The following is a 26,068-nucleotide window of genomic DNA, read 5'->3' on the forward strand; positions in this document are numbered from 1 at the left end:
GTCAGAGATGGGCGATCGGCTGCCCCGGGCGGGGCTGCATCGAATTCATCTGCTTTCTAGCGATTTTTGGGCTAAATATACAATAGTTTACGACAAATTTTTTGCTGAATTCTACCATTTTGATGTATTTTTTGCTACATTGAATTTTTCGGTAAAACTAAGAAAAGTCAGCACAGTTAAGAAGCGTGCAAGCTCGATCGGGGATGGGTGGTCTCACTTTGTATCGCACTGCTGGCAGAAGCTGTTTTTCTCACTGATTAAATATATCCCAGAGCCTCACCTATGCAATCAACTTCCACACCTCTAGAGACTATCGATCGACCTTTTATCACTTGGCAGCGAATTATCGACTGGGCCCAGGAACACTACCGCTGCCGGACTTTTAGCAAAGATGAGCGGATTCCCGCGAGACCCGGACTGCTGTATTTAGTCCAGAAAGGTTCTGTGCGACTCGTAGGTAGCGCTCAAGTTAGCGCTGCGACGGGGAAGTCGAAATCGGTTGACAAAACTACAGAAGAAGCTTTTTTGGGCTTCGTCGGCGCCGGTCAGCCCTTTGAACTCGTTGCTCAGTCTCCGTTTACTCTCCAAGCTTACGCCCACGCCGATCAAACTCACGTAGTGTGGATGTACTGGCACGACTTAGATAATTGGCCTCACTTCCGCAGGGAAATTTTGGATGCGTTTCGCTACCAACACCAGCGGAAACTTCTCTGGCTGAGCACTTTGGGACAGCGCCGGACGATCGACCGACTGCTGGGATTTCTCACTTTGTTGATCGAAGAGTTCGGCGAACCTTACGTAGGTGACGGCGAACCGGATGTGGTTCGGGGCTACCGGCTGCCTTGGGCCTTGACTCACGCTCAAATTGGCAGCGCGATCGGCTCGACGCGGGTGACGGTGACGCGGCTGATGGGTAAGTTGCGATCGAAAGGTTTGATTAATACTGAGGATGATAATTTAATCTGTTTGCCGGCTAAGTCTAACCCCCAAAAGACAAAAAACCAAAAGCAGGAGTTGGAAGATTCCCTGGATGATTCCCTGGATGATTCTCTGGATGATTCCCTGGATGATTCCTTGGATGATTCCCTGGATGATGAAGATTCTCTCGAAGAATCTGCATAAAATCCTCCGGACGATTGCCAAAACACTGCGCGCAGCTATTAGTTTTTGGCTGTCGGGGTGTCTGTCGCTCGACAGTGTACGAGAAATTGTGTAAACTTTTCCAGTTCTCTCTCTTGTGCGACTGACAATGACCAAAAATTTCTTGATGGTACCCGCCACGTAATTTATCCGTGGAATCAATCCAAAATCTCAAATCTAAAATCATCAAGCCCCCGAATTTATCCGTGGGGTCAATCCAAAATCCAAAATCTAAAATCTAAAATCGAATGACCGATGACAAGCAAAAATCTTCAATCCCGAACAATCAGCAACGGGTGGTATTCTGCGACTTTGACGGCACGATAACTGTTGAAGAAACTTTTGTGGCAATGCTCAAGCATTTCGCACCGGAACTGTCGTCTCAACTGATGCCTGAAATATACGCTAGAAGACTGAGTTTGCGATCGGGAGTGCGACAGTTACTAGAGTCTATTCCCTCGGAATGTTACGGGGAAATTGTGGAATTTTCTAGGGGAAGGCTGATGCGGCCGGGATTGTTGGAATTGCTGGATTTTTTGGACGAGCGAAAAGTGGATTTTGCGATCGTGTCCGGCGGTCTTCGCGTCATGGTAGAGACGGTAATGGGCGATTTGGTACACCGGGCGAGCGTTATTTACGCTGTGGATGTGGACGCTAGCGGCCCTCGCTTGCAAGTCAATTCTGAGTTTGAAGGAGATACGGAATTGGTGTCTAAGGTGCGGGTGATGGGCCAGCACCCGGCCCAGGAACAAGTGGTGATCGGAGATTCGCTGACGGATTTTAATATGGCTTTGCAGGCTTCGTCGGTGTTTGCGCGCGATCGGCTTGCCGAGTATCTAGACGAACAGCAAAAGCCTTATACTAAATGGGATAATTTTTTTGACGTGTTGGAAAGTTTGTCCCAGAAATGGAATTGAAACTAAACTAGGAATTGCGCCAAAAAAATCGCACTATGCGGTATGTGTATTTAGTAAATTGCTTATGGCACACCCTACGTTTAGAGCTATATGTATTGGTAAGCTTTGCACGCATCACCCTACGTTTAGATAGGGCAGGGCAATTCCTATTAACGTAAAAAGTAGATTAAAAGCTGAGGATTTGTAAAGAATGAGTGGCGATTTGAGATCGGATTTAATTGCAGCAGCCAAACATTTTTACGATCGCGGTTGGATGGTTGGGACTGCTGGCAATCTTTCAGCCCGCTTACCAGATGGCACTTTCTGGATTACTGCTAGTGGCCGCGCGAAAGGGCAGTTAACTGAAGAAGATTTTATCCGAATGAACTCAGACGGCGCAATTGTCGAGCAACCTGTTCCCCACAGCCGCCCTTCGGCCGAAACCAGCATTCATTTAGCCGTTTACAATTGTTTTCCAGACGCGAAAGCTTGCTATCACGTTCACTCGATAGAGGCAAATTTAGTATCTCGGCTAGCAGCAGGAGATGCAGTGCCTTTACCCGCGATCGAAATGCTGAAAGGTTTGGGGGTATGGGAGGAAAACCCGCAGGTGGCGATACCCCTATTTGCAAATTATTTGGAAGTCCCTAAAATAGCCAAGGCAATTTGCGAATTCTTTGCCATTTGTGCGCCGTCTGTACCAGCTTTGTTAATTCGCGATCACGGCATCACAGTCTGGGCAGACTCGCCAGCCGCCGCCTACAATTACGTAGAAATTGTAGAATACATTTTTCGCTATACGATCGCAGCCCACAAATTAAATTTAGATTTGAGATGGGATAGCTGAGATTGAGCGGTGCATGAATTTGGAGGCTTTGGAATTTGAGATTAGGAAACCAGCAAACATCGAAAATAGGCAACAATGATGGCTAAATATACCAGAATTTTATCCATAGATGGAGGGGGAATTAGAGGGATTATACCCGCGCAAGTTTTAGTTAGCATTGAGTCAAAGCTGCAACAAAAAAGCGGCAACCCAGATGCGAGAATAGCTGACTATTTTGATTTAATCGCCGGCACGAGTGCGGGAGGAATTTTAACTTGCATCTATTTGTGTCCCGATGCCAAAAATCCCACCAGGCCTCGGTGGTCGGCTGAAGACGCTCTTAATTTTTCAATTGAGAGCGGCCGCGACGTTTTTAAGAGTTCATTTTGGCAAAAACTCAAATCTATAGACGGTTTGATAGATGAGAAATATCCCAGCGATCGTTTAGAAAAATTCTTTTTGGAAAACTTTAGAGATTGCAAACTCAGCGAACTGCTGAAACCTTGTTTAATTTGCAGTTACGACATCGAAAGGAGAAAAGCTCACTTTTTCGATAAAATAGATGCTCAACAATATCCAGCAGAAGACTATTTTATTAGAGATATCGCCAGAGCCACATCGGCCGCTCCCTCTTACTTTGAAGTTACCAAAATCTACTCTTTGACAAACGAGTCCTACGCTTTAATTGACGGGGGAGTTTTCGCAAACAATCCCGCGCTTTGTGCCTATGCTGAAGTTAGAAATAAATTCAGAATTCCTGACGATCGCCCCGACAAAGGGCCGACAGCAAAAGATATGGTAATTTTATCCTTGGGGACGGGAGAAGCTCAGAAAAAATTCCCCTACGAAGATGTAAAAAATTGGGGTCAAGTAGAGTGGGTTGAGCCTTTAATTAATATCATGATGACCGGAGTTGCGGAAACTGTAAATTATCAAATAATCCAAATTTATGATGCGGTTGAAAGACCGAATCAATATTTGAGAATTAGTCCAGATTTGAGCCACGAACAACCGCTGCCGATTGATGATGCCTCGGAAGGGAAGATATCGGAACTGTTGAGAATTGGCAAAGATCAAGCCGAAAAATATAATGAACAGTTGGATAAGTTTATCGACTTGTTGCTTGCCGAGTAGTCATAGGATTTTAGATTTTAGATTTTTTAATTGAATAATTGGAAATGACTGATGATTACCACATAATCAACCAGTCCCAATGTCAAATCTAAAATCTAAAATGGTAAAACCCACCAACCGCAGGGCAGGTCGACTGAAAAAATATGTTGACAAGTCGTGCAATAATTGCTGTAGGATTGCCGAAAATCTCTATGTGGCAGTGCTTCGCCCTGTTTGCAATTAATCGCGAGCCATCAGTCATTGGTTAAAAAATGCCAAGAAAAGCGCGATCGACATTTAGATGAAACCTTCAATAGCAGGTGGTTTCAGCGGTTTTTAGTGACGCTGTTCCTGGGTGGCCAAGTGCTGCTGCGGATATTCCAAGGCAAAATTGACCGCCGCCAAATTATGGAACATTTAGTAACAGTAGGCCTGGATTCCTTCCGCTCCGTGCTGCTAATAGCCTTTTTTGGCGGCATGATTTTTACCTTTCAATCGGCCAGAGAATTGGTTCGCTTTGGCGCGGTTGGGGCGGTGGGAGGTGCTTTTGCTCTGGCATTTTGCGGCGAATTAGCACCACTTTTAACGGCGGGCGTGGTGGCGGGACAAGTAGGTTCGGCCTTTGCCGCGGAGATAGGAGAGATGCAGGTGACGGAACAAATAGACGCCCTGTATATGTTGAGAACCAATCCGGTTGATTATTTAGTAGTGCCGAGGGTGATAGCTTGCTGCATCATGCTGCCAGTGTTAACAATTTTTTCGGTAGCGGTGGGAATTTTGGGCGGGCTGTTTGTGGCCGTTAATTTTTACGAGTTGGAACCGTCGGTATTTTTGGAATCGGTGCGGACTTTTTTGGGGCCTTGGGATTTAGTTAATGTGGCGATTAAGAGTTTTATTTTTGGGTTAATAATTGCCCTTGTCGGTTGCGGTTGGGGGTTGACGACGACGGGCGGAGGGAAAGGGGTAGGCCAAGCTGCAACGGCGGCGGTGGTGACTTCGTGGGTGTTTATTTTTGTGGCTGATTTGTTTTTATCGCTGTTGATGTTTCACGAGTTGGGGATTATGAGAAACGGGGGTTAATCGAGAGTTGCACGGGCTATAGAACAACCGTTATATCATGCCTTTGTTAATAACTCTTTAATAATACTCGGCGGTTAAAACTGCTCATACACAAACTTTCGCTCCTTTCTAAAAAACTAAGAAATACAGCGAGAATTGCTGTTATCAGGTACAGTGCCAGCAATTAGCTTTCCCACTTTCTTAAATGTTTAGAATTCATGTTTGTTAACGGCAACTGCAATTATTATATCAGTCATGGACGTGGTAGTTGGATCGAATCTCCGCAAAAAATATTTGAGTTGTGACAACCATTCATTGTTCAAGGGGATTAAAATAGGCGAGAGTATGGGGATAAACAAATAACACTCGCACCTACAGTTTCAATCATTGCGCGCAAAATAGATGCTAGTTTATGGGCGGGTAAATTATCCATTACTGCTACAAATACTGTCATAATTGATGACATAAAAACTGCTCAATAAATACGACAATGCCGCTCGCTCAGTTGAATCTTTCACTGTCATTAACCCCAGCAATTTATTAATACTAATTGCGCCAGGGGCTGTAAATTAGTGCCCCTCGATAAAATGGCTTTAGGTTGGATACTCTTGTCCCTAGCTGTGAACGGGCATGAGTTCTGGTCGCACTCAGTAGAATCCCGGTTTCCTCGAAAAATACGCTTGTTTTGTGCCTCCATATCTTTGCTCTTGTTCCAATACTCCACTCTTAATTTTTGGAGTCTTTCTGTCGCGGCTTGCCTACTGTACCAGGTTTTTTTTTACGATGTAGTCCTAATTTCTGCGGCGCAGCGACACATTGCCGTCCGACTCACCCAATTTCCGGTCTTAATAGCAAATAATTCAGATAAATCCACCAAAGTGGTATCAAGATGAGCTGTTAGCAGTGCTTTGACCAATGCTTCCGCATTAGTCAGATGACTGAATTTCGGTTTTCCTCTCTGTTTCGGCTGTAAATTTCCCTCCCTTTGTTGTTCCTCGTGGCTGTTGTTAGACGAGACTTTTAGGCTCCCTAAAATCTGGTGGCTACTTTTCTAATTGACATTTTTTCTGCCAAATGTGCTGTCACTATTTTTTCTCGGAGAGCGAGGGAATATGCTTTGATTAGCTTTGACTAACCAAGCATATTTTATTTTTATTTATTGTACCGCATAACAGGGGTTTCCCCTGTATTAGTTTTTTTTATATTTAGATTTGTTAAACTTCAAAAAACATTTAAAAACCTTAGATTATACTTGTTTGTAGTGCATTTGAAGATTTTTTTAATTAGTCATAAATATCAGTATACCTACTGAGATATACCTACTGAGATACCCTCGGCTCTTCAATTTATCATCAGTGAAATTACACATATGAACCCTAGCTTTTTCGGTTACAACCTAAGCGAAGCTATTTACGAAAGTGTCAATACTATTATTTATCGCGCCACAAGACACGTTGATAGAACCTCCGCGATTATCAAAACCTTCAAGACCGAGCATCCGACAATCGAAGAAATTTCCCGCTTAAGACACGAACATAAAATCCTCAAACATTTAGACAGTGAAGGAATAGTTAAACCCATAGCCTTAGAAAACTATCATAACAGCTTAGCGCTGATTGTAGAAAATTTTAGCGGTCAATCTTTGAAAGATTTTCTCAACAATCAACCCTTGCCTATAAACGCATTTCTCAAAATCGGCATTCAGTTAGCCAACACTATGGGAGAGATCCATCATAGTAATGTGATCCATAAAGATATTAAGCCCCAAAATATCCTAATTAACCCAGAGACAAAGGAAGTAAAAATCATTGATTTTAGCATTGCTTCTCTCTTAGATCGAGAAAATCAAACCGTAACAAATCCCAACTTGTTAGAAGGAACTCTCGCCTATATGTCGCCGGAACAAACCGGCAGAATGAACCGCTCAGTGGACTACCGCACCGACTTTTACTCCCTTGGTGTTACATTCTATGAAATGCTGACGGGTAAGCTACCTTTTTCCGCAAAAGACCCTCTAGAATTCGTTCACTGCCATATAGCTAAAGCACCAATACCACCGAAAGAACTGAATTCAGAAATCCCGGATGCAGTTTCTGAAATTGTAATGAAATTATTATCTAAAACCGCTGAAGATAGATATCAAAGTGCTTTGGGACTAAAAGTTGACTTGGAAACCTGCCAGCAGATACTTTCTTCAGGAGAAATTTCCCACTTTATTATAGGTCAACTAGATTCCTACAGCCAATTTCTGATTCCGCAAAAACTCTATGGACGGGAAAGAGAAGTTGCTAGTTTGCTAGAAGCCTTCGCTCGCGTCAGTGCTGGGACAACGGAAATGATGCTAGTTTCCGGTTATTCAGGTATCGGCAAATCTTCTTTGGTTAATGAAGTTGATAAACCTATAGTCGGGGCACGAGGGTATTTTATTTCTGGTAAATTTGACCAATTTAAGCGGAATATTCCTTATGCTTCTTTAATTCAAGCATTTCAAGGATTGCTGCGGCAACTGCTTACGGAAAATTCAGATAAAATAGTAATTTGGAAAGCTAAAATTCTCGAAGCACTTGGTGCCAATGGCCAGGTTATTATTGATGTTATTCCCGAAGTAGAAAAGATTATTGACCCACAGCCTGCGGTGCCAACCTTGGGGTCAGCGGAATCCCAAAACCGATTTAATCGAGTATTTCAAAAATTTATACAGGTGTTTAGTAAACCCGAACACCCCCTAGTTGTATTTTTAGATGATTTGCAGTGGGCAGATTCCGCTTCCCTGAAACTCATTCAGCTAATTATGACCGATCCAGATAGTAAATATCTGTTATTAATTGGGGCTTATCGGGATAATGAAGTCAGTTCCACTCATCCCTTAATTTATACCTTAGAGCAAATTCAAAATAGCAAAGCGATAGTAAATAATATTATCCTCCAAGCTTTGGATATTTCCCATGTCAACCAATTAGTGAGCGAAACCCTTCGCAGTCAAATTTCTGAAGTTTTGCCCCTGGCTGAGTTAGTTTTTAAGAAAACCCAGGGCAATCCTTTCTTTTTAACTCAACTTCTCAAATCCCTTTATCAAGACAAACTCCTATCCTTTGATTTCGATCGAGTTTGCTGGAAGTGGGATATTCAACAGCTTCAAGGAATTGAGATCAGCAATAATGTAGTCGAATTGATGGTTAGCCAGATTCAAAAGCTGTCGTCCCCGACGCAGAAAGTCTTAAAATTAGCTGCCTGTATCGGAGATAAATTCAGTTTAGAAGTTTTGGCAATTGCTAATAAAAAATCCCAGCCTGACACGGCAAGGGATTTATGGGAAGCGCTACAAGCTGGTTTCGTTCTGCCGCTAAATAATTCCTACAAAATTCCCCTGCTATTTGACTCGGAAACATCCACAGAAAAGTCAACCGAACAGTTTAATGTCACCTACAAGTTTTTGCATGACCGAGTGCAACAGGCATCTTATTCTCTAATTCCCGACGAGCAGAAAAAAGAAGCTCACCTAAAAATCGGTCAACTACTACTGCATTGCACAACGCCTGAAGAACAAAAAGAAAATATCTTTATACTGGTTAACCAACTAAATTACGGAACCGATTTACTCATTTTAGAGTGGGAAAAATATGAATTGGCAGAACTCAATCTGATCGCCGGACAGAAAGCTAAAGCAGCAACAGCTTATGAATCCGCTGTCAAATATTTGAATGTGGGTTTGGGTCTCCTCGCTGCTGATAGCTGGGAGAGTCAATACGAGCTGACTTTGAACCTCTATTTAGAAGCAGCAGAAGCAGAATTTATAACCACCAACTTTGAACGATCGCAACAGTTGTCTGTTGTCATAATCAAACAAGCAAAAACAATCCTAGAAAAAATCAAGGTATATGAACTAAAAATTCAGTTTGAAATCGCTGAAAACCGGGCGCAATCTGCCATAGATACCGGAATTAGCGTTCTGGAAATGTTTGGTATTTCCCTGGAACAAAAACCCCCTGAAGAACTGATTATTGAAGATTTAGTTGATTTGCCGCCAATGACAGATATTGATAAACTTGCGGCTATGCGGATATTAACGAGCATCGTCATCGCGGCTTATCTTGCGAATGGAGCAATGCTGCCGTTGATTGTATTTACGATGATCAATTTATCTGTCAAGTATGGAAACTCACCCGAATCCGCTTACGCCTACGTTTTTTATGGGTCTCTTCTATGTGGGCCAATGGGGGATATAGATTCTGGATATCAATTTAGCAAATTGGCCGTTGTTTTGTTGGAAAAATTTGAGGCTAACTCACTCAAGTGTAAAGTAGCTTTAATGTTTAACGCTACTGTGAGATTCTGGAAAGAGCCTAATAGAAATAGCTTAGACTCTTTAATGGCTGGCATGCACAGTGGCTTTGAAGTCGGAGATTTAGAATGTGCTTGTCATTGTGCTGTAAATTATTGCTTTCTACTCTTTTTTAGCGGAGAAGAGCTGGAAAAAGTTGAACGCGAACAGGCAAAATATGTCTTTATTGCCATCAAATTTAAGCAAGAGTACGATACTTTTGGGATAAAAATTTACCAGCAACTGGTTCATAATTTTATTGGCAAAGCCCCAGATAAATATCGGTTGATTGGCGAGAATTTTAATGAAGAGGAAATGGTGCCTATCTTCCGAGAGTCCAATAATGGGACTTTGCTGTTTTTTTACTATGTAGCCCAAACAATTCTCTTTTATTCATTTAAAGATTATGGTCGAACAGTAGCCAGCGCCAATTTAGTATCAGAATATGCCAGCTCCGGCGTGGGATTGAGCCAGAATGCCATCTACAACTTCTATCATTCTCTTGCCCTCCTAGCACTGTATCCAAAAGCACAGCCAAGCCAGAAAGAACAATATTTAAGTGAAGTAGCAGCAAACCAAGAAAAAATGAAGACTTGGGCGTTCCATGCGTCGTGCAATTTCCAGCATAAGTATGACTTAGTAGAAGCAGAAAAAGCGCGGATTTTGGGACAACCTTTAGAAGCGGGTGATTATTACGATCGCGCCATAGCCGGAGCCAAAGAACAGGGATATATCCAAGAAGAAGCATTAGCCAACGAACTAGCAGCAGAGTTTTATTTTTCCCGCGCTAAAGATAAAATTGCTCGGATTTATTTAACCGATGCTTACTACGGATATAGTCGCTGGGGAGCGAAAGCTATAGTCAAAGATTTAGAAGCCAGATATCCTCAAATACTTTCCCGGATAGCCAAGCCAGAAAGTCAACGTAGCCAGGTCACGATGACAACTACCTCGACGAGTGGAGGGAGTGCAGGCTCTCTAGATTTAGCTACTGCGATCAAAGCATCTCAAGCTCTTTCTGGTGAAATTGTACTGAGTAAGCTGTTGGCGAAATTGATGAAAATTGCGATCGAGAATGCGGGGGCTCAAAGTGGTATTTTCATTTTAGAAAAAGCTGGCAATCTACTAATTGAAGCTTACGGAACCGTAGAGAGCGAGGTAGAAGTGCTGCAAACAATACCCGTCGAAAAAAGTCAGAAAATACCCATATCTTTGATTAACTATGTTGCCAGAACTCAGGAAAATGTTGTATTAAACGATGCGAGTTGTGAGGGAACGTTCACAGCGGATACTTATATCGTCAACCAAAAACCCAAGTCAGTATTATGTACTCCAATCGTTCATCAAGGAAAACTTACGGGCATTTTTTACTTAGAAAATAATCTCACAACTGGTGCTTTTACTCCCGATCGTTTAGAAGTTTTACAACTTTTATCTTCTCAAGCAGCTATTTCTATTGAAAATGCCCGTCTTTATAACGATTTGGAAGCAGCCAACGCTACTTTAGAAGCGAAGGTGGCAGAAAGAACGCAAGAGTTACAAGAAAAAAATATCGATTTACAAAAAGCAGAAGAATTAGCGAAAGCCGCCAACTCTGCTAAGAGTGAGTTTCTTGCTAATATGAGCCACGAGCTCCGAACGCCACTTAATGGCATTTTGGGTTACACCCAAATCCTGAAACGACAAAAAAACTTGGCTGACCAGGAAAAAGATGGTCTGAACGTCATTAGTCAGTGTGGCGAACACCTCTTAACCCTGATTAACGATATTTTAGACCTGTCCAAAATCGAAGCCCGAAAAATGGAAATCCACCTGAGTAATTTCCATTTCTCAGAATTTTTGGAAGGCATTGCTGAAATTTGCAATATTCGGGCAGAACAAAAAGGAATCTCCCTGATTTACGAGCCAATTACCCAACTACCTATTGCCGTCCAGGGTGATGAAAAACGGTTGCGCCAAGTTTTAATCAATTTGCTCGGCAATGCGATTAAGTTTACCGAAAAAGGTGGGGTGGCATTCAAAGTAGGATATCAGGATGGCAAAATCCGGTTTCAAGTGGAAGATACCGGAGTTGGTATGGCACCAGAGCAATTGCAAGACATATTTTTGCCTTTTCACCAAGTAGGAGATGCCAATCGCAAGGTTGAAGGAACCGGGTTGGGACTGGCAATTAGCCGCCAATTAGTCCAGATGATGGGCGGTGAAATAAAGGTGAAGAGTACATTAGGACAAGGGAGCATTTTCTGCTTCGATTTAGATTTGCCAGAGGTATCGGAATGGGCGACTAATGCAGCAAAAGCCAATGCCCACACAATCGTTGGTTTCAAAGGCGGCAAGCGAAAAATTCTGATAGCTGACGACAAGTGGCAGAATCGCTCGATCGTGGCGGGAATGCTTCAGCCGTTAGGATTTGAAATTCTGGAAGCAACGGAGGGTCAGGACTGTTTAAACAAGGCGGGGGATTTTAAACCAGACTGTATTTTAATGGACTTGATGATGCCAGTAATGAGCGGTTTAGAAGCGACCCGCCGGATTCGCAAATCACCAGGTCAGACTAAGTTAGTGGTGATTGCTACTTCGGCCAGCGTTTTTGATTTCGATCGACAACAAAGTGTGGAAGTAGGTTGCAATGATTTTATTCCCAAACCGATACGAATAGAGGAGCTTTTAGAAAAATTACGTACTCATTTAGAGTTAGAATGGATTTATGAAGAAAATTTGGAAGAAATTAAGAAAGCAGAAGGAGAAAAAAAATCTCTAAGTTCTGAACTTGTAGCTCCCCCCGATGAGGAAATCGCCGTTTTATTCAATCTAGCTATGATGGGCGATCTCCGAGGCATTGCGGAGCAAGCTACAAAGTTAGAACAACTCAATGAGCAATGGGTGCCGTTTGCTACCCATCTGCGCCAGTTAGCAAAAGGATTTGAAGAACAACAAATCTTGGAGTTTATTAAGAAATATAGGACTGCAAAATAATGAATAACGAACTTCCCGAACAAAGCACTATTTTAATCGTAGATGACACCCCGACTAATTTAGGTGTTCTGTTCGATTTTTTGGCTGATTTTGGCTTCAAAGTATTGGTAGCTAGGGATGGGCAAAGTGCTCTCCAGAAGGTCGAATATGCCGCGCCCGATCTGATCCTGTTGGATGTGCTCATGCCCGGAATAGATGGGTTTGAAACTTGTCGCCGTTTGAAAGCCAATGATTTAACGAGAGACATTCCTGTAATTTTTATGACGGCTCTTGCTGATACGGTGGATAAGGTTAAAGGTTTGAGTCTTGGTGCGGTTGATTATATCACTAAGCCTCTTCAGCACGAAGAGGTTTTAGCTCGCGTTAATGTCCACATGAAGCTGCGCAACCTGTCGAAGAAACTCCTAGAGAAAAATGTGTGCTTGCAAGCAGAAATTGAACAGCGTGTCAAAGCGGAATCCTCCCTCTTGAAGCTGGCATCGGAGTTGGAAAGGCGAGTTGAGGAGAGGACGGCTGAACTTTTCCAATCCAATCAATTACTGAAACAGGAGATTCAAGAGCGTCTGCAAGCAGAGGCGGGATTGCAACAATCGGAAGCTCAATTGCGAACCCAAGCTCAATGCTTAGAAAAAGCTTTTCGCGAATTGCAATTGACCCAGACTAAACTTGTGCAGAGCGAAAAAATGTCTTCTCTAGGTCAGCTTGTTGCAGGTGTAGCTCATGAAATCAATAATCCCGTTAATTTTATTTTTGGAAATCTTTCTTACGCCCATGACTATACCAAAAGTCTGATTGAACTCGTGAATCTTTATCAGCAGGAATTCCCCCTTTCTGGAGCAAAAATTGAAAATAAAATAGACGAGATGGAACTGGAGTTTTTGGTTGAAGACTTGCCTAAACTGCTGACTTCAATGAAGGTAGGTGTAGACCGGATTCGCGAAATTATTCAGTCGCTGCGAATCTTCTCGCGCTTAGATGAATCTGAGATGAAACCAGTGGATATTCACCAGGGTATTGATAGCACTCTGTTAATTTTGCATAACCGCGTTAAAGGAAGAGGCGATCGACCTCCGATAGAGGTGGTCAGAGAATTCGGCAATCTGCCTCTGGTAGAGTGTTATGCTGGTCAGCTTAACCAGGTGTTTATGAATCTTGTCGCTAATGCTATTGATGCCCTAGATGATTACAATTCGACGCGATCGTTAAGTGAAATGAAAGCCAATCCCTCTAAGATTTTCATTCGCACTGAAGTTACGGACAGCAATCGGGTAGTAATCCAGATTAAGGATAACGGGTCTGGGATGACAGAAGATATCAGCAGACACCTATTTGAGCCATTTTTTACTACTAAACCTCTAGGGAAGGGCATCGGTATTGGGTTGTCAATTTCGCATCAGATTGTAGTGGAGAAACACGGTGGTCAGCTCAATTGTATTTCAGCTCCCAATCAGGGGGCACACTTTATTATTGATATTCCAATTCACCAGCGATTATTTGCTAACAATTTGATTCCGATGTCTGAAACAGCTTTGGGGATTTCTTAGGTGACTTTAACTTAACGGGACTTAAACAAATTTTAAGCCCCAATAAATCCAAAACTGGCTTTATACGCAGTAAATAACTTCATATTTTATGGCAGCCAGTACACAAATCTATAAAATTAGAGCTATTCTCAAAGCTGACAAAGCAGAGCGTAAATGGGCCTAAATGTAGGAAACCGCAATCAGAATCACTCAACACCGCAACCAGAAATTTTTTGAAACCACATTAAATGCAACTGAAGCCAAACTTTAAAGCACATTAAATGCAACTGAGACAAAATTAAATGCAACCCTAACCCTGACCTTAACAAACATGAATCCTTAACATTTAAGAAATTGGGAAAACTAATTGTTGCTACTGTACCTGAGAACAGCGGGAACCGCTGTTCTCAGGTAAGGTGCGGTGTGTATGGAACCCTACATAAATTCAGTTCGCAGTAAAGAATGAAGTCCTAATTCATGGTTCAGGAATATAAGGAGGGCGATACACTCGAATTGCCTGAATTGGAACTTTCCCATCTGTTTCGGGGACGATTTCGAGGATGTGTTTGGAGTTGCTTAAGTTCTGAGCCAGTGTTGTAGGGTATTCGCGGCTTGAATCTGCAATTTGTGACGGAACGTATGAATCAACAAACATCGGCCGCACCTGCCAGGAAATCTCAAAGCCTTTAGGCGTCTGTTTTTTAGAGTATTCATAGGCATTTTTCAGCCACCAGTTTCTCGCTTCAATCACGACGCGGCCCGAGTTTGAGACAAACATTTCGTCGTTGGTACCGCTGCCGTCGTAACCTGTTTTAGAACCTACAACGTCAAATTTAAACTTGCTGGCGTCGCTGTTAATCTCTGTAATTACGGCTTTCCAATCTTCGACGATTAGCGGTTTTTGACTGGATACTTGGAGAATAGCCGGCCAAGCGACGCCAAGACTAAGGCTAGGTCTGGTGATGCTGTAAAGTTCAGGAAATTCTGAGGGTTTTTTGCCGTCGATCGCAATTCTAGCAGAAATTGCGTTGCCGTTGAAGGTTTTATCGGCGATCGCATCTATTCTATTTCCTTCAAATTCTAAAACCAATTTGCCATCTTTCCACTTAACATCGTTGCCAACTTTATAGTTTTTCACTAAATCCTGAGCCGGTTGAGGAGAATTTGGCTTGTATCGCAGGTGCGGTTTTATCAGAGCAGCTAGGAGAAAATTTCCCCAATCGTTGAGGTGAATTTCATCCCTTAATAGCTGTTGTGGCTGCAAGCGATTATCTTTCAAATACCGCATCCAAGGTTCACGAATTTCGGCGATTTCGCAGCCGTATTTATCGGCTAACTCAGGCAGCCATTTAGTAGAATGAGTGTTGTGCCATTCGTATCTGTTGACTGAATTTGGATCGTCGCTGTTGCCTGTCGGCATCCAGTCGATGTGGTCTGAATGCAAGAGTATTTCGCTAGCAGTGCGGCTGCGGACATTGGCAATTATGGCTTCGTAATCTTCACCGCCTCCGTAGACGTGAAAAATGAGCAAGTCTGGATAAAAAGGATACAAATCGTGTTCGCTGGGACGGATTAAAATCGGGGCAGAAAATCCTCCTATCGCCCGATTTTCCACAATCAAATCTGCATTGGGAAATCGCTGTCTCAAATCCTTCGCTACATCTTTCCACCAATCTTGCTCAGTGATGGATTGACCGTAGAATAGAATACGCACTTGGCGGCGGTCTGTTGGAGTGCTTGCAGCAAGTAGCCCCATCGTCCTTTGAATCCTAGCTCCAAAAGTAGCATTATTTTCAATAGGAGCAGGCGGGGGAAATGGCGTATCAGCCGCTATTTTTTTGATGAGCGGAACTAACAGAAAGCTCAGACACAAAAAAAGCAGCCACAAGTAGCGATAAATCTTTGATTTTCTGCTATTTCCTTGCTGTTTTGCCATTGTTTTATTTTTCCATTCTTTAAATCCCACCCATAACTAAGCTGTTGGGTATCTAAATTATATTTTTGAGCGGGCGTCCCGCCCACCCACAACAACTTCATCAAACTTGACTGTAAAATTTAGATAAGCCTGGGCTTACCAAGAGTAGCTTTACGGTGCGCAATGCGCACCTCACTAGAGCTTTCGGGTACTGAACAATGCGACCTCACGAGTAGCTTCCGGGTACTGGGCTGGCGCACCTCACGAGTAGCTGTAGTTTAGCCTGTATCGAAATATATTACCAAATTGAGCGAGACATAAAGTGATATAATGCCAGCTAATTAATTGCCAGAGATCGATCGCACGTCAAATGGATTACAAAACAGCCCGCAGTTTTCTGATCGACCAAGGAACCGCCCTGGAAACCAAGAAAAATCCCGACGCCTTCCTGATGCGTCTCAAACAAGGTCAGCCTCCCGTACCCGGACAGGTGACATCGATTTTATTAGCTTTAAAAATATTGTTTGAGGGCCTGCAAGAATCTCCAATGCTCGATCGACAATTAATCTCGGCACTGCATTTACTGTCAGTAGAAGGTTTGCAGCAATTTGAAGCAGGACTGCGCAAAGGAGTTTCTTGGCCACCGTTGCTGAAAGAAGACTTAAATCGAATTGCGATCGCAGTCAAGAATATCTTTTCCGGCGTCTGGCAATAATTTAGCTCGGCAACCACCCCTCCCGATACCCACCGCCAGCAGACTCAACTTTTTATTATACAAATTTTTGTAAAAAAATCTGTAAATCTTGCTACATTTACCCTCGAATTGTGGCATCTTAATATAAGAATCGATTCTAACAAGCAATTGGAGAAACTACTCATGAACGCAGAAGAAAAAGCTAGACAACTAATTGCACAAGAAAGGCAGCATAGCGAACACTTACAAGACTCTATGCTCAACCGTTCCTCCCACGAGCTAGAAACACCTAGCGAGGGAATTACTGAAGAAAAAGCCAGAGAATTAATGGCTCAAGAACGGCAGCACAGTGAACACCTGCACGACTCTATGTTAAGCCGTTCCTCCCAAAAGGTAGAGGCATCGCTCGCACCCGATGACACTCACAAATAAATTTTGTTAACACAGGACTTACGGACAAAAACTCAAGAAACCGGGTTTTTATACCAGGACAAAGCGCTGTAAAAATGTTTTTGTGTAAACAACCAGGTTTCTGCGTTCCGTGCGACCGCAGTACAGCAAAACTATACTCAAATCGAGGAGGATTGTAGGTGCAATCAACACAGCCCCTGCTTGGTTTGCAGTCACTATCACAAACCTCAACGCGCCATATATAGCAAGAGAAAAGCCAAACTTTACTACTCGCGAAAGCTTTCGAGGGATGCCAAAAGAGCTGGCAGTTCCGCCAGCGCAGCCGACACCAAAGCCTCATCTTTGTAAACTCGCGATCGGACAGTGCGGATACTTTTAGACGCCGAGGTGATAGAGCCTCGCAGTTCCGAGTTTTCGGTTTCAACTAGCCCTAAATTTTTTGTTCTTCCCGTCCGGCCAAACATAGCAGTATCCTCTGTTTATCCCTAGATATGCGCCCGTAAAATTTCTCAGGGCTTGCTCAATATTTCTATTGTTCCTCAGATGGGTAATAGAGATGAAATCATGAAATAATTATTCACGATCAGTAGGGATCAACTTAAACTACATAACAACTCTTATTAATTTGTTACACGAGGCGTTTGTTTAAGCCGATCGCCCGCAACGACACAGACACCAGCAAGCAAAAAGGCGATCGCCCCTACAATCGCCGTTGTCACAGCAGGAACTGCTATCTATGATTTTAACTTTTAGTCCAGTAACAGTTATAAGTCAAATCAGGCCGACTGTCCAAAGCTTACCCGACGGAGACTACCGCTACCGAGACTCCTTTGTGCTCGATCGACCTTTTCGAGAAATCCAATTTCGCAAACAAGATATATACATCACCGGCAGCGATTCCGACAAACGCACGGGAAAAAGTTACTGCTTCCGGGGAATCCCCCAGCAGAACAACATTATTAACATCACGGTAGCGATCGAAATTTCCCCGAAAACAGCACAGCAAACCGAGTGGAAATTATCACGGGGAAACCCAATTAATTTCGACAAGCTTTATCCGCTGCAAGCTGCGCCGGGATTAGAATTGTACAAATGCCTAACAGCCTTTTTACCAAAATTGATGGATTAGTTACTCGTTACTTGTTAGTGGTTATTTTTTAATCGCTTTGGCTTGTTAATAACCAAAAACATTCGTTAAGAGTTAACAATTAACAGTCAACAGTCAACAGTCAACAGTCAACCGCAAAGATTTAACTCTCTAAGAACCAGCATTTTCCAATTCTTCCCGCAGCATTTCCCGGTAGACTTTCGGCAAACTAGAACTCATAGAATTGTTTTCAATTCCATATCCCAAACTCGTCCAAGTTCCCGAAAGCATCCGCAATACCTCAGTTAATCTTTCCTGCCGCAGCATTTCTGAAATATCAGCTTTCCAAAACTTGCGATCGCTCAACCAAGCATAAACCACAGCATCCTGATCTTCGGGTTCAAAACTGTAATCTTCCCAAAATAAAAAATTAGCAGGACGGGCCTGATAGCGCTTAGCTTTCTCCTTCCAAGTGGTAGTCAGAAATTGATACCTGCCCGCGGCCGTAGTACACTTGCCCCGATTCGGGCCATTAACAATTTTCACGCACCAGTCAGGATGGCGGCTCAAATCTAATATATATTTGCCCCCGTAAACAACGTGATAAGGCCGAGAAACATTCGACTCGCTAGCAGAAATAGTACGCATTAAGGCTCGAATGTAAGGATCGCCGGTTTTCATAGCCAGCGGCGGCAATTTTCTCCCCTCACTCGCCGACTGTGACAACTGCTGATTTCCCCGCAAATTGGCAACAAAAAAAACACCGCCGCCAATCACAGCCCCGATTAAAAGTAGAAATCCGAGTATTTGAATTTCCGATTGCCTCAGCAAACCCCTTTTTCGACGGCTCAATTTCTCAGCTTCTAGCCAAGTCATTTCTATTTCCGCAATTTCGGCTAATCTTCGAGCCGCCCGCATCCGGCGCACCCGAAAATCGTATTGATATAGCGGCGCGGCTAACAGGGTTAAACTCGATAAAACCCCAGCCAATTTGATGAGCCAGAAATCGAATTCACCGGCGATCGCAACATTTGTTAGAGTAGATATTCCTGTTAGTAATTGAGCCGGATCGATCGATCGCGCTGGCCAATAAAAAATCGCAAGTTGCACCAACAGCGACAGATTGAATGCAAAAAAAATCACTACAACAGCATTCAAGCCTTCTCGCAAGTGCGATCGCATACCAGTGCGTCGGCGCTTGAACTTGCGCGCAACGCGAAAGCGGCTCGGCAGCGTAATTAGTAAGGGATTTAAGATTTTGACGACTAAAAAGTGACAAATAGAAAACAAAGGTAACTGAATCAGCCAAGCCGCCAGCAGTAGAGTCAGAAAGCCGATATCGTCGCTGACAAAAGGAATGCCCCTGCGAAGGACAAAACTAAAACTCTGAGCGAGAGCAAATGCCCTTAACCACGAAATCGGATAGGGGAACCAAGCTGGCCACTTGAGAGTTTTCATGCTGAGAGAGGGAAATTTCAACGGCGAATAGTAAAACTATTAAGATTTTGCCAGATTTGGCGATCGGAAAATTGGTGTCGGGTGCGTCAGCCCCAATCTTTGACCCACATCAAAGTGTTTTTTGTCTGACGCACCGAACCCAAGCGAGCCTAATTCAATCAAATCACAGCAGCAAACAACTCCTCAAAACTCTTTTGCGGAGCCTCCGACTTCGCCACAATTTCCACAACCTTGTTGCGAGAAGTCGGTTGAAACAGCGCCTCCACGCACACTTGGGCTACCTTAGTGCGGGGAATGCTACCGTCTGATAGTTTGTCCGCAGCAGCCATGACGATCGCATCTGAATTATCCTCATTTTTGAGACCGCCCGGACGGACGATCGTATAAGTCAATCCGCTTTTTTGCAAATACTCCTCGGCTTGCTTTTTCCAAACCAGAATCAGCCAGAACAAATTCAGCGGGTGAAAAAAGTTAGAGACGCACAGAGAAGTCACGAGCACAAAATGCTCAATTCCCTTAGCCTTAGCTGCATCCACCAAATTTTTAGTACCTTCAAAATCCACCTTGTAAGGCGCTGTTGGGTCAAAACCAGGGGCTGCCCCTGTCGCGCACAGCAACACCGTACTATCGCCGATGGCATCGCCCAGGGAAGTCGCATTTAATACATCTCCAGTCACTAACTCAGCCTCCGGTGGTAAAATTTGCCTAGCTGTTTCTAGATTTCGAACTAAAGCGCGCACGGGAATGCCTCGCTTGACCAATTCTGCGACGATTCGGCGGCCAGTCTGACCTGTGGCTCCTGCTACAAATGCTTTCATAAGTCGAGTTATGCTGAACTAGGGTAAGTTTTGTTACTATCAATTTCTCAATTGTAGGGAGGAAACTTCCTTAACACATCCCCAACCAGATTGATTGGCGTGTATAACAGGAGAGCATACAATGAAGCAGGATTCCGCTGAATATCAAACTTTTGAAGCTTCTGACGAAAATTACTACGCAGATGCGAGTTTCCGACAGCCGGAAAGTGGCAGCGCGGAGGCAGGAGAGGAAGTTGAGCCGATTTGGTTTCACACACATTTTGAAGACAGCATGGAGATGTACGCGGATGCGGAGACGGTGGCGAAGCATTTGAACAACCACAAGACTTGGTTTTGCCAGTGCGCTTCGCCGATGAAGGCCCAGCCGCTCGGCGAAAACGGCTATGATTTATTAATCGGGCGTTTTGGGGCTTTTGGCTACTGCGTTGAAGCGAGAATTGGTTTAGAGTTGCTGCCTCCTGACGCTGAAGGCTGCTATTTGATTAAGACTATTCCGGTTCCGAATTATACCTCGCCGGGGTATGAGGTGGATTTTCGATCGGCGATGAAGCTAGTGGAGATACCGTCTCAGGAGTTTGCCGCCGATTGGCCGAGCTCGGAACGTGCTAAGCTGCCGCCTGCTATTACCAGTGCTGCGTGGAAGCTGGATTTGGCTGTGGGGGTTTGCTTTCCCAAGTTTATTCGATCGATGTCTCAACCTTTAATAGAAAAAACCGGCGATGCGCTTTTGGAAAAAATTATTAAACAAGTTAACCGCCGCTTGACTTATAAAACTCAGCTTGTGTTTCACGAAAGTTTGGGGATTCCTTTTCCGAAAAATCCTCATAAACATTAACAAGACTTGCGTTCTAACTCACATTTGTAGGGTGCGCACTGCGCACCTTACTCATAAGTGCGAGCGTAATAAATCATACTTTTTGAGATTTTAGACTTCGGCGCGAGCGCTCAGGCGAACTATTTTAGATTAAAGAAGTGGGAATAACTGATTGTGTATGGCTGGGGAACACGGCCCTACAGTTGCTTTTTTGAAACTGATATCATATCAATTGCAGTTGCACGAGCCAGATGACTGTTGACTGTTGACTAAAATTATGCTTTCGGAACAACTGACTGTTTGCACAGTTGAACAATACCGATGCAACCAAAAACGATATCACTTCCTTCGCGTGCTTAGGGCGCACCTTACCCCTGTTTTATTGAACGCAACATTTGCTTGACCATTTAAGCGAAATAACCAAGTTATTGCTAATACAGTTTAAGGGTAAGGTCATGATTGCATTTTGACATATGCTCTTTTACGATCGGGCCAATTAGTTTTTATTCTGGGTAAACTTAGCACAGGGTGAAACACAATAGTTTCAAGTCAGAGCCAATCAACTTCGACAGCATTGTTATTACAAGATTCTCCTTCTGTCATCATGCTTTCCCTTTTTATTACCTCATGATGAAGTAGTGTAGCCGATGCAGTTCTAAGCTGGCTCGGATCGCCCTCCGAAACCAGCAAGTGTCTCAGATCACAAAAGCGATCGCTCCCGCTCACTACCAAAAAACCTAAAATTATGTCACATTAAGTAAAGGGTTATCAAAGAACTCTTGCCATATCCGTAAAAAGTTATGACAACAAAACTAAGAGCTACAGACACAGAGAAAATGGAGATAGACGGGCAGCAGTTGAAAGCAGACCAAGAACTGATTCTCAATCAAGTAGACAATCCGATCGCTCTGTTCGACTCGTCGGACTGCTTAGTTTTGTTTAACAAAAAATTGGCCGGAACTTGGGGAATGTCCCCAGAATGGCTCGCAACAAAGCCCAAGTGCCATGTGCTGTTTGCGGAAATTGTCGATCGGGGTTACTTGTCAGTCCAGCAGTGGCAACAGTTTAAGCAAGCACTGGAAAAATCTCAGAATGGAAGTTTATCATATTATTTCGAGCAATCCAATGCGGTTTGTTTGGAGGTGTGCGTCACGATTACCAACAGCGGCGGACGGCTGTTTATCTTTCGAGACGTTACGGTATACCAAAACTCCCAAGCTAGCTTGAACGCAGAAGTCCGGCGGCTGACATTTCTGTTAGGTTTAACTGAACGGCTGCAAAACTCTGACAGTTTGCAAGAAATAGGTCATTTTGCCCTCACCTATCTGGTAGAGGCAATGAATGCATCTTTCGGAGATGTCAAGGTGATTAGCGGCAAGGGAAACGATCGGTTTGCGGCGGCGATTTACAACCAAGTTTCTAGTGAATTTCTGGCTACTTACGGGGAACCAGTCGCCGCAGGAATGCAAGAATTGCTCGACAAAGGCATTCCCTACGGCATAGGTTTGCTGTGGGAAGTAGTGAAAACTGGTAAACCTTTGTTCGTCGAGGATTATGCCCAACATCCCAATGCCGTGCCGGAATTTCGGCATCCGGGAATCGGACAACTGGGCATTTTTCCGATCGCAGCTACTAACGGCACGATTATCGGCGTACTGACGCTGGAGTCCCGCAACGTCAAAAAACTGCAAACCGCCCTCAACCAAGAAGTGCTGGAGGCTGCTTGCCGGACTCTGGGGGCGGCGATCGAGCGGACTCAGACACAAGAAAATCTGCGCCAAGTTAACAAACAATTAGAGTATTCTTCTCAGTTGAAATCCGAGTTTTTAGCCTCGATGTCTCACGAATTGCGGACGCCTCTCAACAGCATTCTCGGCTTTTCTGACTTGCTGCTGCGGCAATTTGCCGGACCCTTGAACGATCGACAAATCAACTATGTAGAACTGATCGAAAAAAGCGGCCAGCACTTGTTGCAGCTAATCAACGATATTCTGGATCTTTCTAAAATAGAAGCCGGGAAAGTAGAACTAAACTTACAGCCGGTTCGCGTTCACGAACTCGCGACCGACTGTTTGAAAATGATGCAGCCTCGGGCAGACAAAAAGCGGATAGCTTTATCTTTAGAACTCGACTATCGCATCACTAAAGTTTGGCTCGACGAACGGCGAATGCGACAAATTGCGATCAACTTACTTTCCAATGCCATTAAATTTACCCCCGAGCAGGGAGAAGTTAAACTCATCGGGCGTCTGGCCTATGGCAGCGAAATAAACGACGACTATCGGCCGGATTGTTCTCCTGTAAATGCCAGCACTCCTTATTTGTGTTTTGAGGTGAAAGACTCCGGCATCGGCATTCCTCAAGACCGCTGGCACTTGCTATTTCGACCTTTTCAACAGGTGGATTCTTCGCTGACTAGGCGCCACGAAGGTACAGGTTTGGGTTTGGCTTTGACGAAGCGACTGGCAGAATTGCACGGGGGGACTGTTTCTTTTCAATCAGTTTGCGATCGGGGAAGTGTTTTCCGCGTTTGGCTGCCTTTGACGGAGATGCGTCAAGAGTTGGAAAACTTTGCTTCTTGTGCCTTGGATTCCAAGCCAGTCCCTGCTTCTGCGATTGCTTTACGAATTGGCAGGAAGCGGATTTTGGTTGTCGAAGACCAGCCTTTTAACCAAATGTTAATTTCTGAGGTGATGGAATTGGAGGGGTACGAGGTACAGATACTCGCGGATGGGAAGGCGATGGTCGATCGTATTCTCGCCGCCTCTACTGCCCCGGAGTTGCTGCCGAATTTGATTTTGATGGACATTCAGTTGCCGGATGTTGACGGTTTTGAGTTGATGCGCCGAGTTAAAGCAGATCCTCTCTGGCAGTCGGTACCGATGATTGCGGTGACGGCGATGGCGATGCCCGGTGACCGCGATCGATGTTTGGAAGCTGGGGCTTCTGCTTATTTGAGCAAGCCGCTGGATTTGAATTTGACGATCGCTACTGTTCGTTCTTTTCTCAGCTAACAATAATCATTTGTAATCCCAGCACTGCCATTTATTATAATTGATAACAAGAAAGGTTAAACTCAATAGTAGATAAATATCTATAGGACTTGCGCACACTTGCCTCAGAAACCCGGTTCCTACGAAAAATATCGAGTTTATTAACGATAAATATACGAATTAACCAGTTTTCGAGGTAGCCCACCCGCAAGTCCCGAGCTAAATTCAATATATATATTCCATGTCAAACAAGTCGCCCTGCATCATGTTGGTTGATGACGAGCCAGCTAATCTGATTTTACTGGAAGAGTTATTGCGCCTGGAAGGATACGCCACAGTATCGGCGCAATCTGGGGCTGAAGCGCTCTCCCTGGCCCGCGCATCTCGACCTGATTTAATTTTACTGGATATTATGATGCCGGAGATGGACGGTTTTGATGTGTGCGATAGCCTGCGAAAGGATACGGCATTGCAAACTGTACCGGTAATTTTTTTGACTGCCCTCGATGACGATACATCTCGCCTTAGAGGCTTAGAAATGATGGCCGATGATTATTTGACAAAGCCTTTTAACAGTCGCTTGCTGCTGGCGAAAGTTGAAAATATTTTGCAGTTGAGTCAAATGCGAGCGCAAGCTGTATCTTCCCAATTCAACCAGCAAGTCAGAGAGCAAAGCAAGCAGCAAATCGCCGCAGCTTGGGAGGCAAACGAATATCTTTCAGAAAAATTTCAGCTATTTGTGCCGGAGCAAATTCTCGGACGAATTGCGCCGCAAGGAATAGAATCTATTCAGTTGGGCAATGTCACAGAAGAAGAGCTGACTATTTTATTTTGCGACATTCGCGGGTTTACTGCGATCGCAGAATCTCAAGAAGCTCGCGAGACTTTTGAATGGCTGAACGCTTTTTTTACTAAAATGAACGATTGCATAACATCCCACGGCGGGTTTATTGACAAATACCTAGGCGATGCAATCATGGCAGTATTTGACAAGCCGAATTCTCACGCTATGGATGCGATAGAAGCCGCAGTAGCAATGCAAGAAACTTTACGAGAATTTAATGCGAGCCGCCACCAATACAATTTAGAATTTCCAGTCAATATCGGTACGGGAATTAACACAGGTATAGGCATGATCGGCACTTTGGGTTCCGATCGCCGCATGGACTCTACAGTCATCGGCGATGTAGTCAATACAGCTTCTAGGCTAGAAAATTTAACTAAAATATACGGCTGCCAAATTATTGTTAGCGAAAATGCGATCGTTCATGCGAGAGAATTTCTAAATGGTATAAGTCCCAACTCAAACTCAAAAGAAAGTCTATTATTAAAGTGCGATTTGGAAGCGGAAACACAGGAGACTATTATTTCTACTTCTCGGGCGACTGCTGCCGACAGCGATTTGCCAAGGAACAATTATTACTATCGCTGGATCGATCGAGTAACTCCGCGTGGCAAGCAGCAAGCTATAGAAATCTACGAAATCTGGGCCGCCTCCTCTCCCGACTCTGAAGCAAAGCAGCTTACCCAGGTTTTATTTGACAAAGGAATTCAAGGATGGCAATCCGAAAGATTTGTCGCCGCCTTGGAATATTTTCAGCAACTAATCGAACAAAACCCTGCTGATACAGTCGTCAGTTTTTATATAAACCGCTGCCAGGAAAAACTAGGTTTGATATCTGCAAGTAGCAGCTCAGAAATGATCTAAATAGAATCTGTTCGTAGTGAGTAATTCAGTCCTCTTTATTAGCGCACATCAAAGCAAAAGCGAAGCTAAAATACTCCAGTTCGTAGTGAAAACTTCAGTCCTCTTTATTAGCGCACACAACCACTAAAGTCCTGCCTACAAACCTATACCAATTCAGAAAAGTACCCGAGCATCTGCAGGGACACGCCATTGCCGTGTCCGGCGCGGGGAGTATGACACGGCATTGGGAGCATCCCGGTTTTGCGCTTTTGAGCATCAAACGGATATTGATCCGTTAAGGTAGGCGCACCGAAGCTTAAGCATTTGATTGACATTT

The 26,068-nt window shown here is 44.0% G+C and carries 17 protein-coding genes; 13 read left to right on the top strand and 4 right to left on the bottom strand.

Annotated elements, in window-relative coordinates:
• The first annotated feature begins 282 nt into the window (after nt 1-282).
• The 7 genes from E5S67_RS01570 to E5S67_RS01600 all read left to right on the top strand — a co-directional run bounded on the left by E5S67_RS01570 (nt 283) and on the right by E5S67_RS01600 (nt 13,875).
• A complete protein-coding gene (locus E5S67_RS01570; protein ID WP_172184812.1) occupies nt 283-1,122 on the top strand; it encodes a Crp/Fnr family transcriptional regulator in 840 nt (279 codons plus the stop codon).
• A 266-nt stretch (nt 1,123-1,388) separates the two neighbouring features.
• Entirely contained in the window at nt 1,389-2,057 is a 669-nt protein-coding gene (locus E5S67_RS01575; RefSeq protein ID WP_172184814.1) for an HAD-IB family phosphatase, read from the top strand.
• A gap of 190 nt (nt 2,058-2,247) precedes the next feature.
• Complete coding sequence (gene mtnB / locus E5S67_RS01580; protein WP_172184816.1) at nt 2,248-2,883, top strand: methylthioribulose 1-phosphate dehydratase; 636 nt, start codon at nt 2,248-2,250, stop codon at nt 2,881-2,883.
• A 75-nt stretch (nt 2,884-2,958) separates the two neighbouring features.
• A complete protein-coding gene (locus E5S67_RS01585; protein ID WP_246276576.1) occupies nt 2,959-3,996 on the top strand; it encodes a patatin-like phospholipase family protein in 1,038 nt (345 codons plus the stop codon).
• Nucleotides 3,997-4,236: 240 nt separating this feature from the next.
• Nucleotides 4,237-5,055: an MlaE family lipid ABC transporter permease subunit gene (locus tag E5S67_RS01590; protein WP_172184818.1), complete on the top strand. Its 819-nt coding sequence runs from the start codon at nt 4,237-4,239 to the stop codon at nt 5,053-5,055.
• 1,348 nt (nt 5,056-6,403) lie between these two features.
• Nucleotides 6,404-12,331, top strand: a complete 5,928-nt coding sequence (locus tag E5S67_RS01595; protein ID WP_172184820.1) for a hybrid sensor histidine kinase/response regulator — start codon at nt 6,404-6,406, stop codon at nt 12,329-12,331.
• Nucleotides 12,331-13,875 carry a hybrid sensor histidine kinase/response regulator gene (locus tag E5S67_RS01600; protein WP_172184822.1) on the top strand — a complete coding sequence of 515 codons (1,545 nt, stop codon included), beginning with the start codon at nt 12,331-12,333 and terminating at the stop codon, nt 13,873-13,875. Before E5S67_RS01595 ends, E5S67_RS01600 begins: the two co-directional genes overlap by 1 nt.
• A gap of 454 nt (nt 13,876-14,329) precedes the next feature.
• On the opposite strand, the gene E5S67_RS01605 is transcribed toward E5S67_RS01600, so the two are convergent.
• On the bottom strand, nt 14,330-15,790 hold the full coding sequence (locus tag E5S67_RS01605) for an SGNH/GDSL hydrolase family protein (protein WP_172184824.1): 1,461 nt from the start codon (nt 15,788-15,790) through the stop codon (nt 14,330-14,332).
• Nucleotides 15,791-16,139: 349 nt separating this feature from the next.
• Here E5S67_RS01605 and E5S67_RS01610 point away from each other — a divergent pair, with 349 nt between their 5' ends.
• Together E5S67_RS01610 and E5S67_RS01615 are read left to right on the top strand one after the other, a co-directional pair.
• Nucleotides 16,140-16,484, top strand: coding sequence for a Dethiobiotin synthetase (locus E5S67_RS01610; protein ID WP_172184826.1), 345 nt, complete (start codon nt 16,140-16,142; stop codon nt 16,482-16,484).
• Between the two features lie 162 nt (nt 16,485-16,646).
• Complete coding sequence (locus E5S67_RS01615; RefSeq protein ID WP_172184828.1) at nt 16,647-16,895, top strand: hypothetical protein; 249 nt, start codon at nt 16,647-16,649, stop codon at nt 16,893-16,895.
• Nucleotides 16,896-17,140: 245 nt separating this feature from the next.
• Here E5S67_RS01615 and E5S67_RS01620 read toward each other — a convergent pair whose 3' ends face one another.
• A complete protein-coding gene (locus E5S67_RS01620) occupies nt 17,141-17,338 on the bottom strand; it encodes a hypothetical protein (RefSeq protein WP_172184830.1) in 198 nt (65 codons plus the stop codon).
• Nucleotides 17,339-17,610: 272 nt separating this feature from the next.
• On the opposite strand from E5S67_RS01620, the gene E5S67_RS01625 reads away from it, so the two are divergent.
• The gene (locus E5S67_RS01625; RefSeq protein ID WP_172184832.1) at nt 17,611-18,003 is read left to right on the top strand and encodes a hypothetical protein; all 393 of its coding nucleotides are present in this window, start codon (nt 17,611-17,613) and stop codon (nt 18,001-18,003) included.
• Between the two features lie 129 nt (nt 18,004-18,132).
• Here E5S67_RS01625 and E5S67_RS34340 read toward each other — a convergent pair whose 3' ends face one another.
• Both E5S67_RS34340 and E5S67_RS01635 read right to left on the bottom strand, forming a co-directional pair.
• Entirely contained in the window at nt 18,133-19,440 is a 1,308-nt protein-coding gene (locus tag E5S67_RS34340; RefSeq protein ID WP_343045283.1) for a glycoside hydrolase family 24 protein, read from the bottom strand.
• Nucleotides 19,441-19,577: 137 nt separating this feature from the next.
• A complete protein-coding gene (locus E5S67_RS01635; RefSeq protein ID WP_172184836.1) occupies nt 19,578-20,237 on the bottom strand; it encodes an NAD(P)H-binding protein in 660 nt (219 codons plus the stop codon).
• A gap of 121 nt (nt 20,238-20,358) precedes the next feature.
• On the opposite strand from E5S67_RS01635, the gene E5S67_RS01640 reads away from it, so the two are divergent.
• From E5S67_RS01640 to E5S67_RS01650, 3 genes are all read left to right on the top strand, one after another.
• Nucleotides 20,359-21,072, top strand: coding sequence for a DUF1997 domain-containing protein (locus tag E5S67_RS01640; RefSeq protein WP_172184838.1), 714 nt, complete (start codon nt 20,359-20,361; stop codon nt 21,070-21,072).
• Between the two features lie 779 nt (nt 21,073-21,851).
• Nucleotides 21,852-24,065, top strand: coding sequence for a hybrid sensor histidine kinase/response regulator (locus tag E5S67_RS01645; RefSeq protein WP_172184840.1), 2,214 nt, complete (start codon nt 21,852-21,854; stop codon nt 24,063-24,065).
• A 220-nt stretch (nt 24,066-24,285) separates the two neighbouring features.
• Complete coding sequence (locus tag E5S67_RS01650) at nt 24,286-25,752, top strand: response regulator (RefSeq protein ID WP_172184842.1); 1,467 nt, start codon at nt 24,286-24,288, stop codon at nt 25,750-25,752.
• Nucleotides 25,753-26,068 lie beyond the last annotated feature (316 nt).

This window comes from Microcoleus asticus IPMA8 (assembly GCF_013179805.1).
Classification (GTDB): Bacteria; Cyanobacteriota; Cyanobacteriia; order Cyanobacteriales; family Microcoleaceae; genus Microcoleus; species Microcoleus asticus.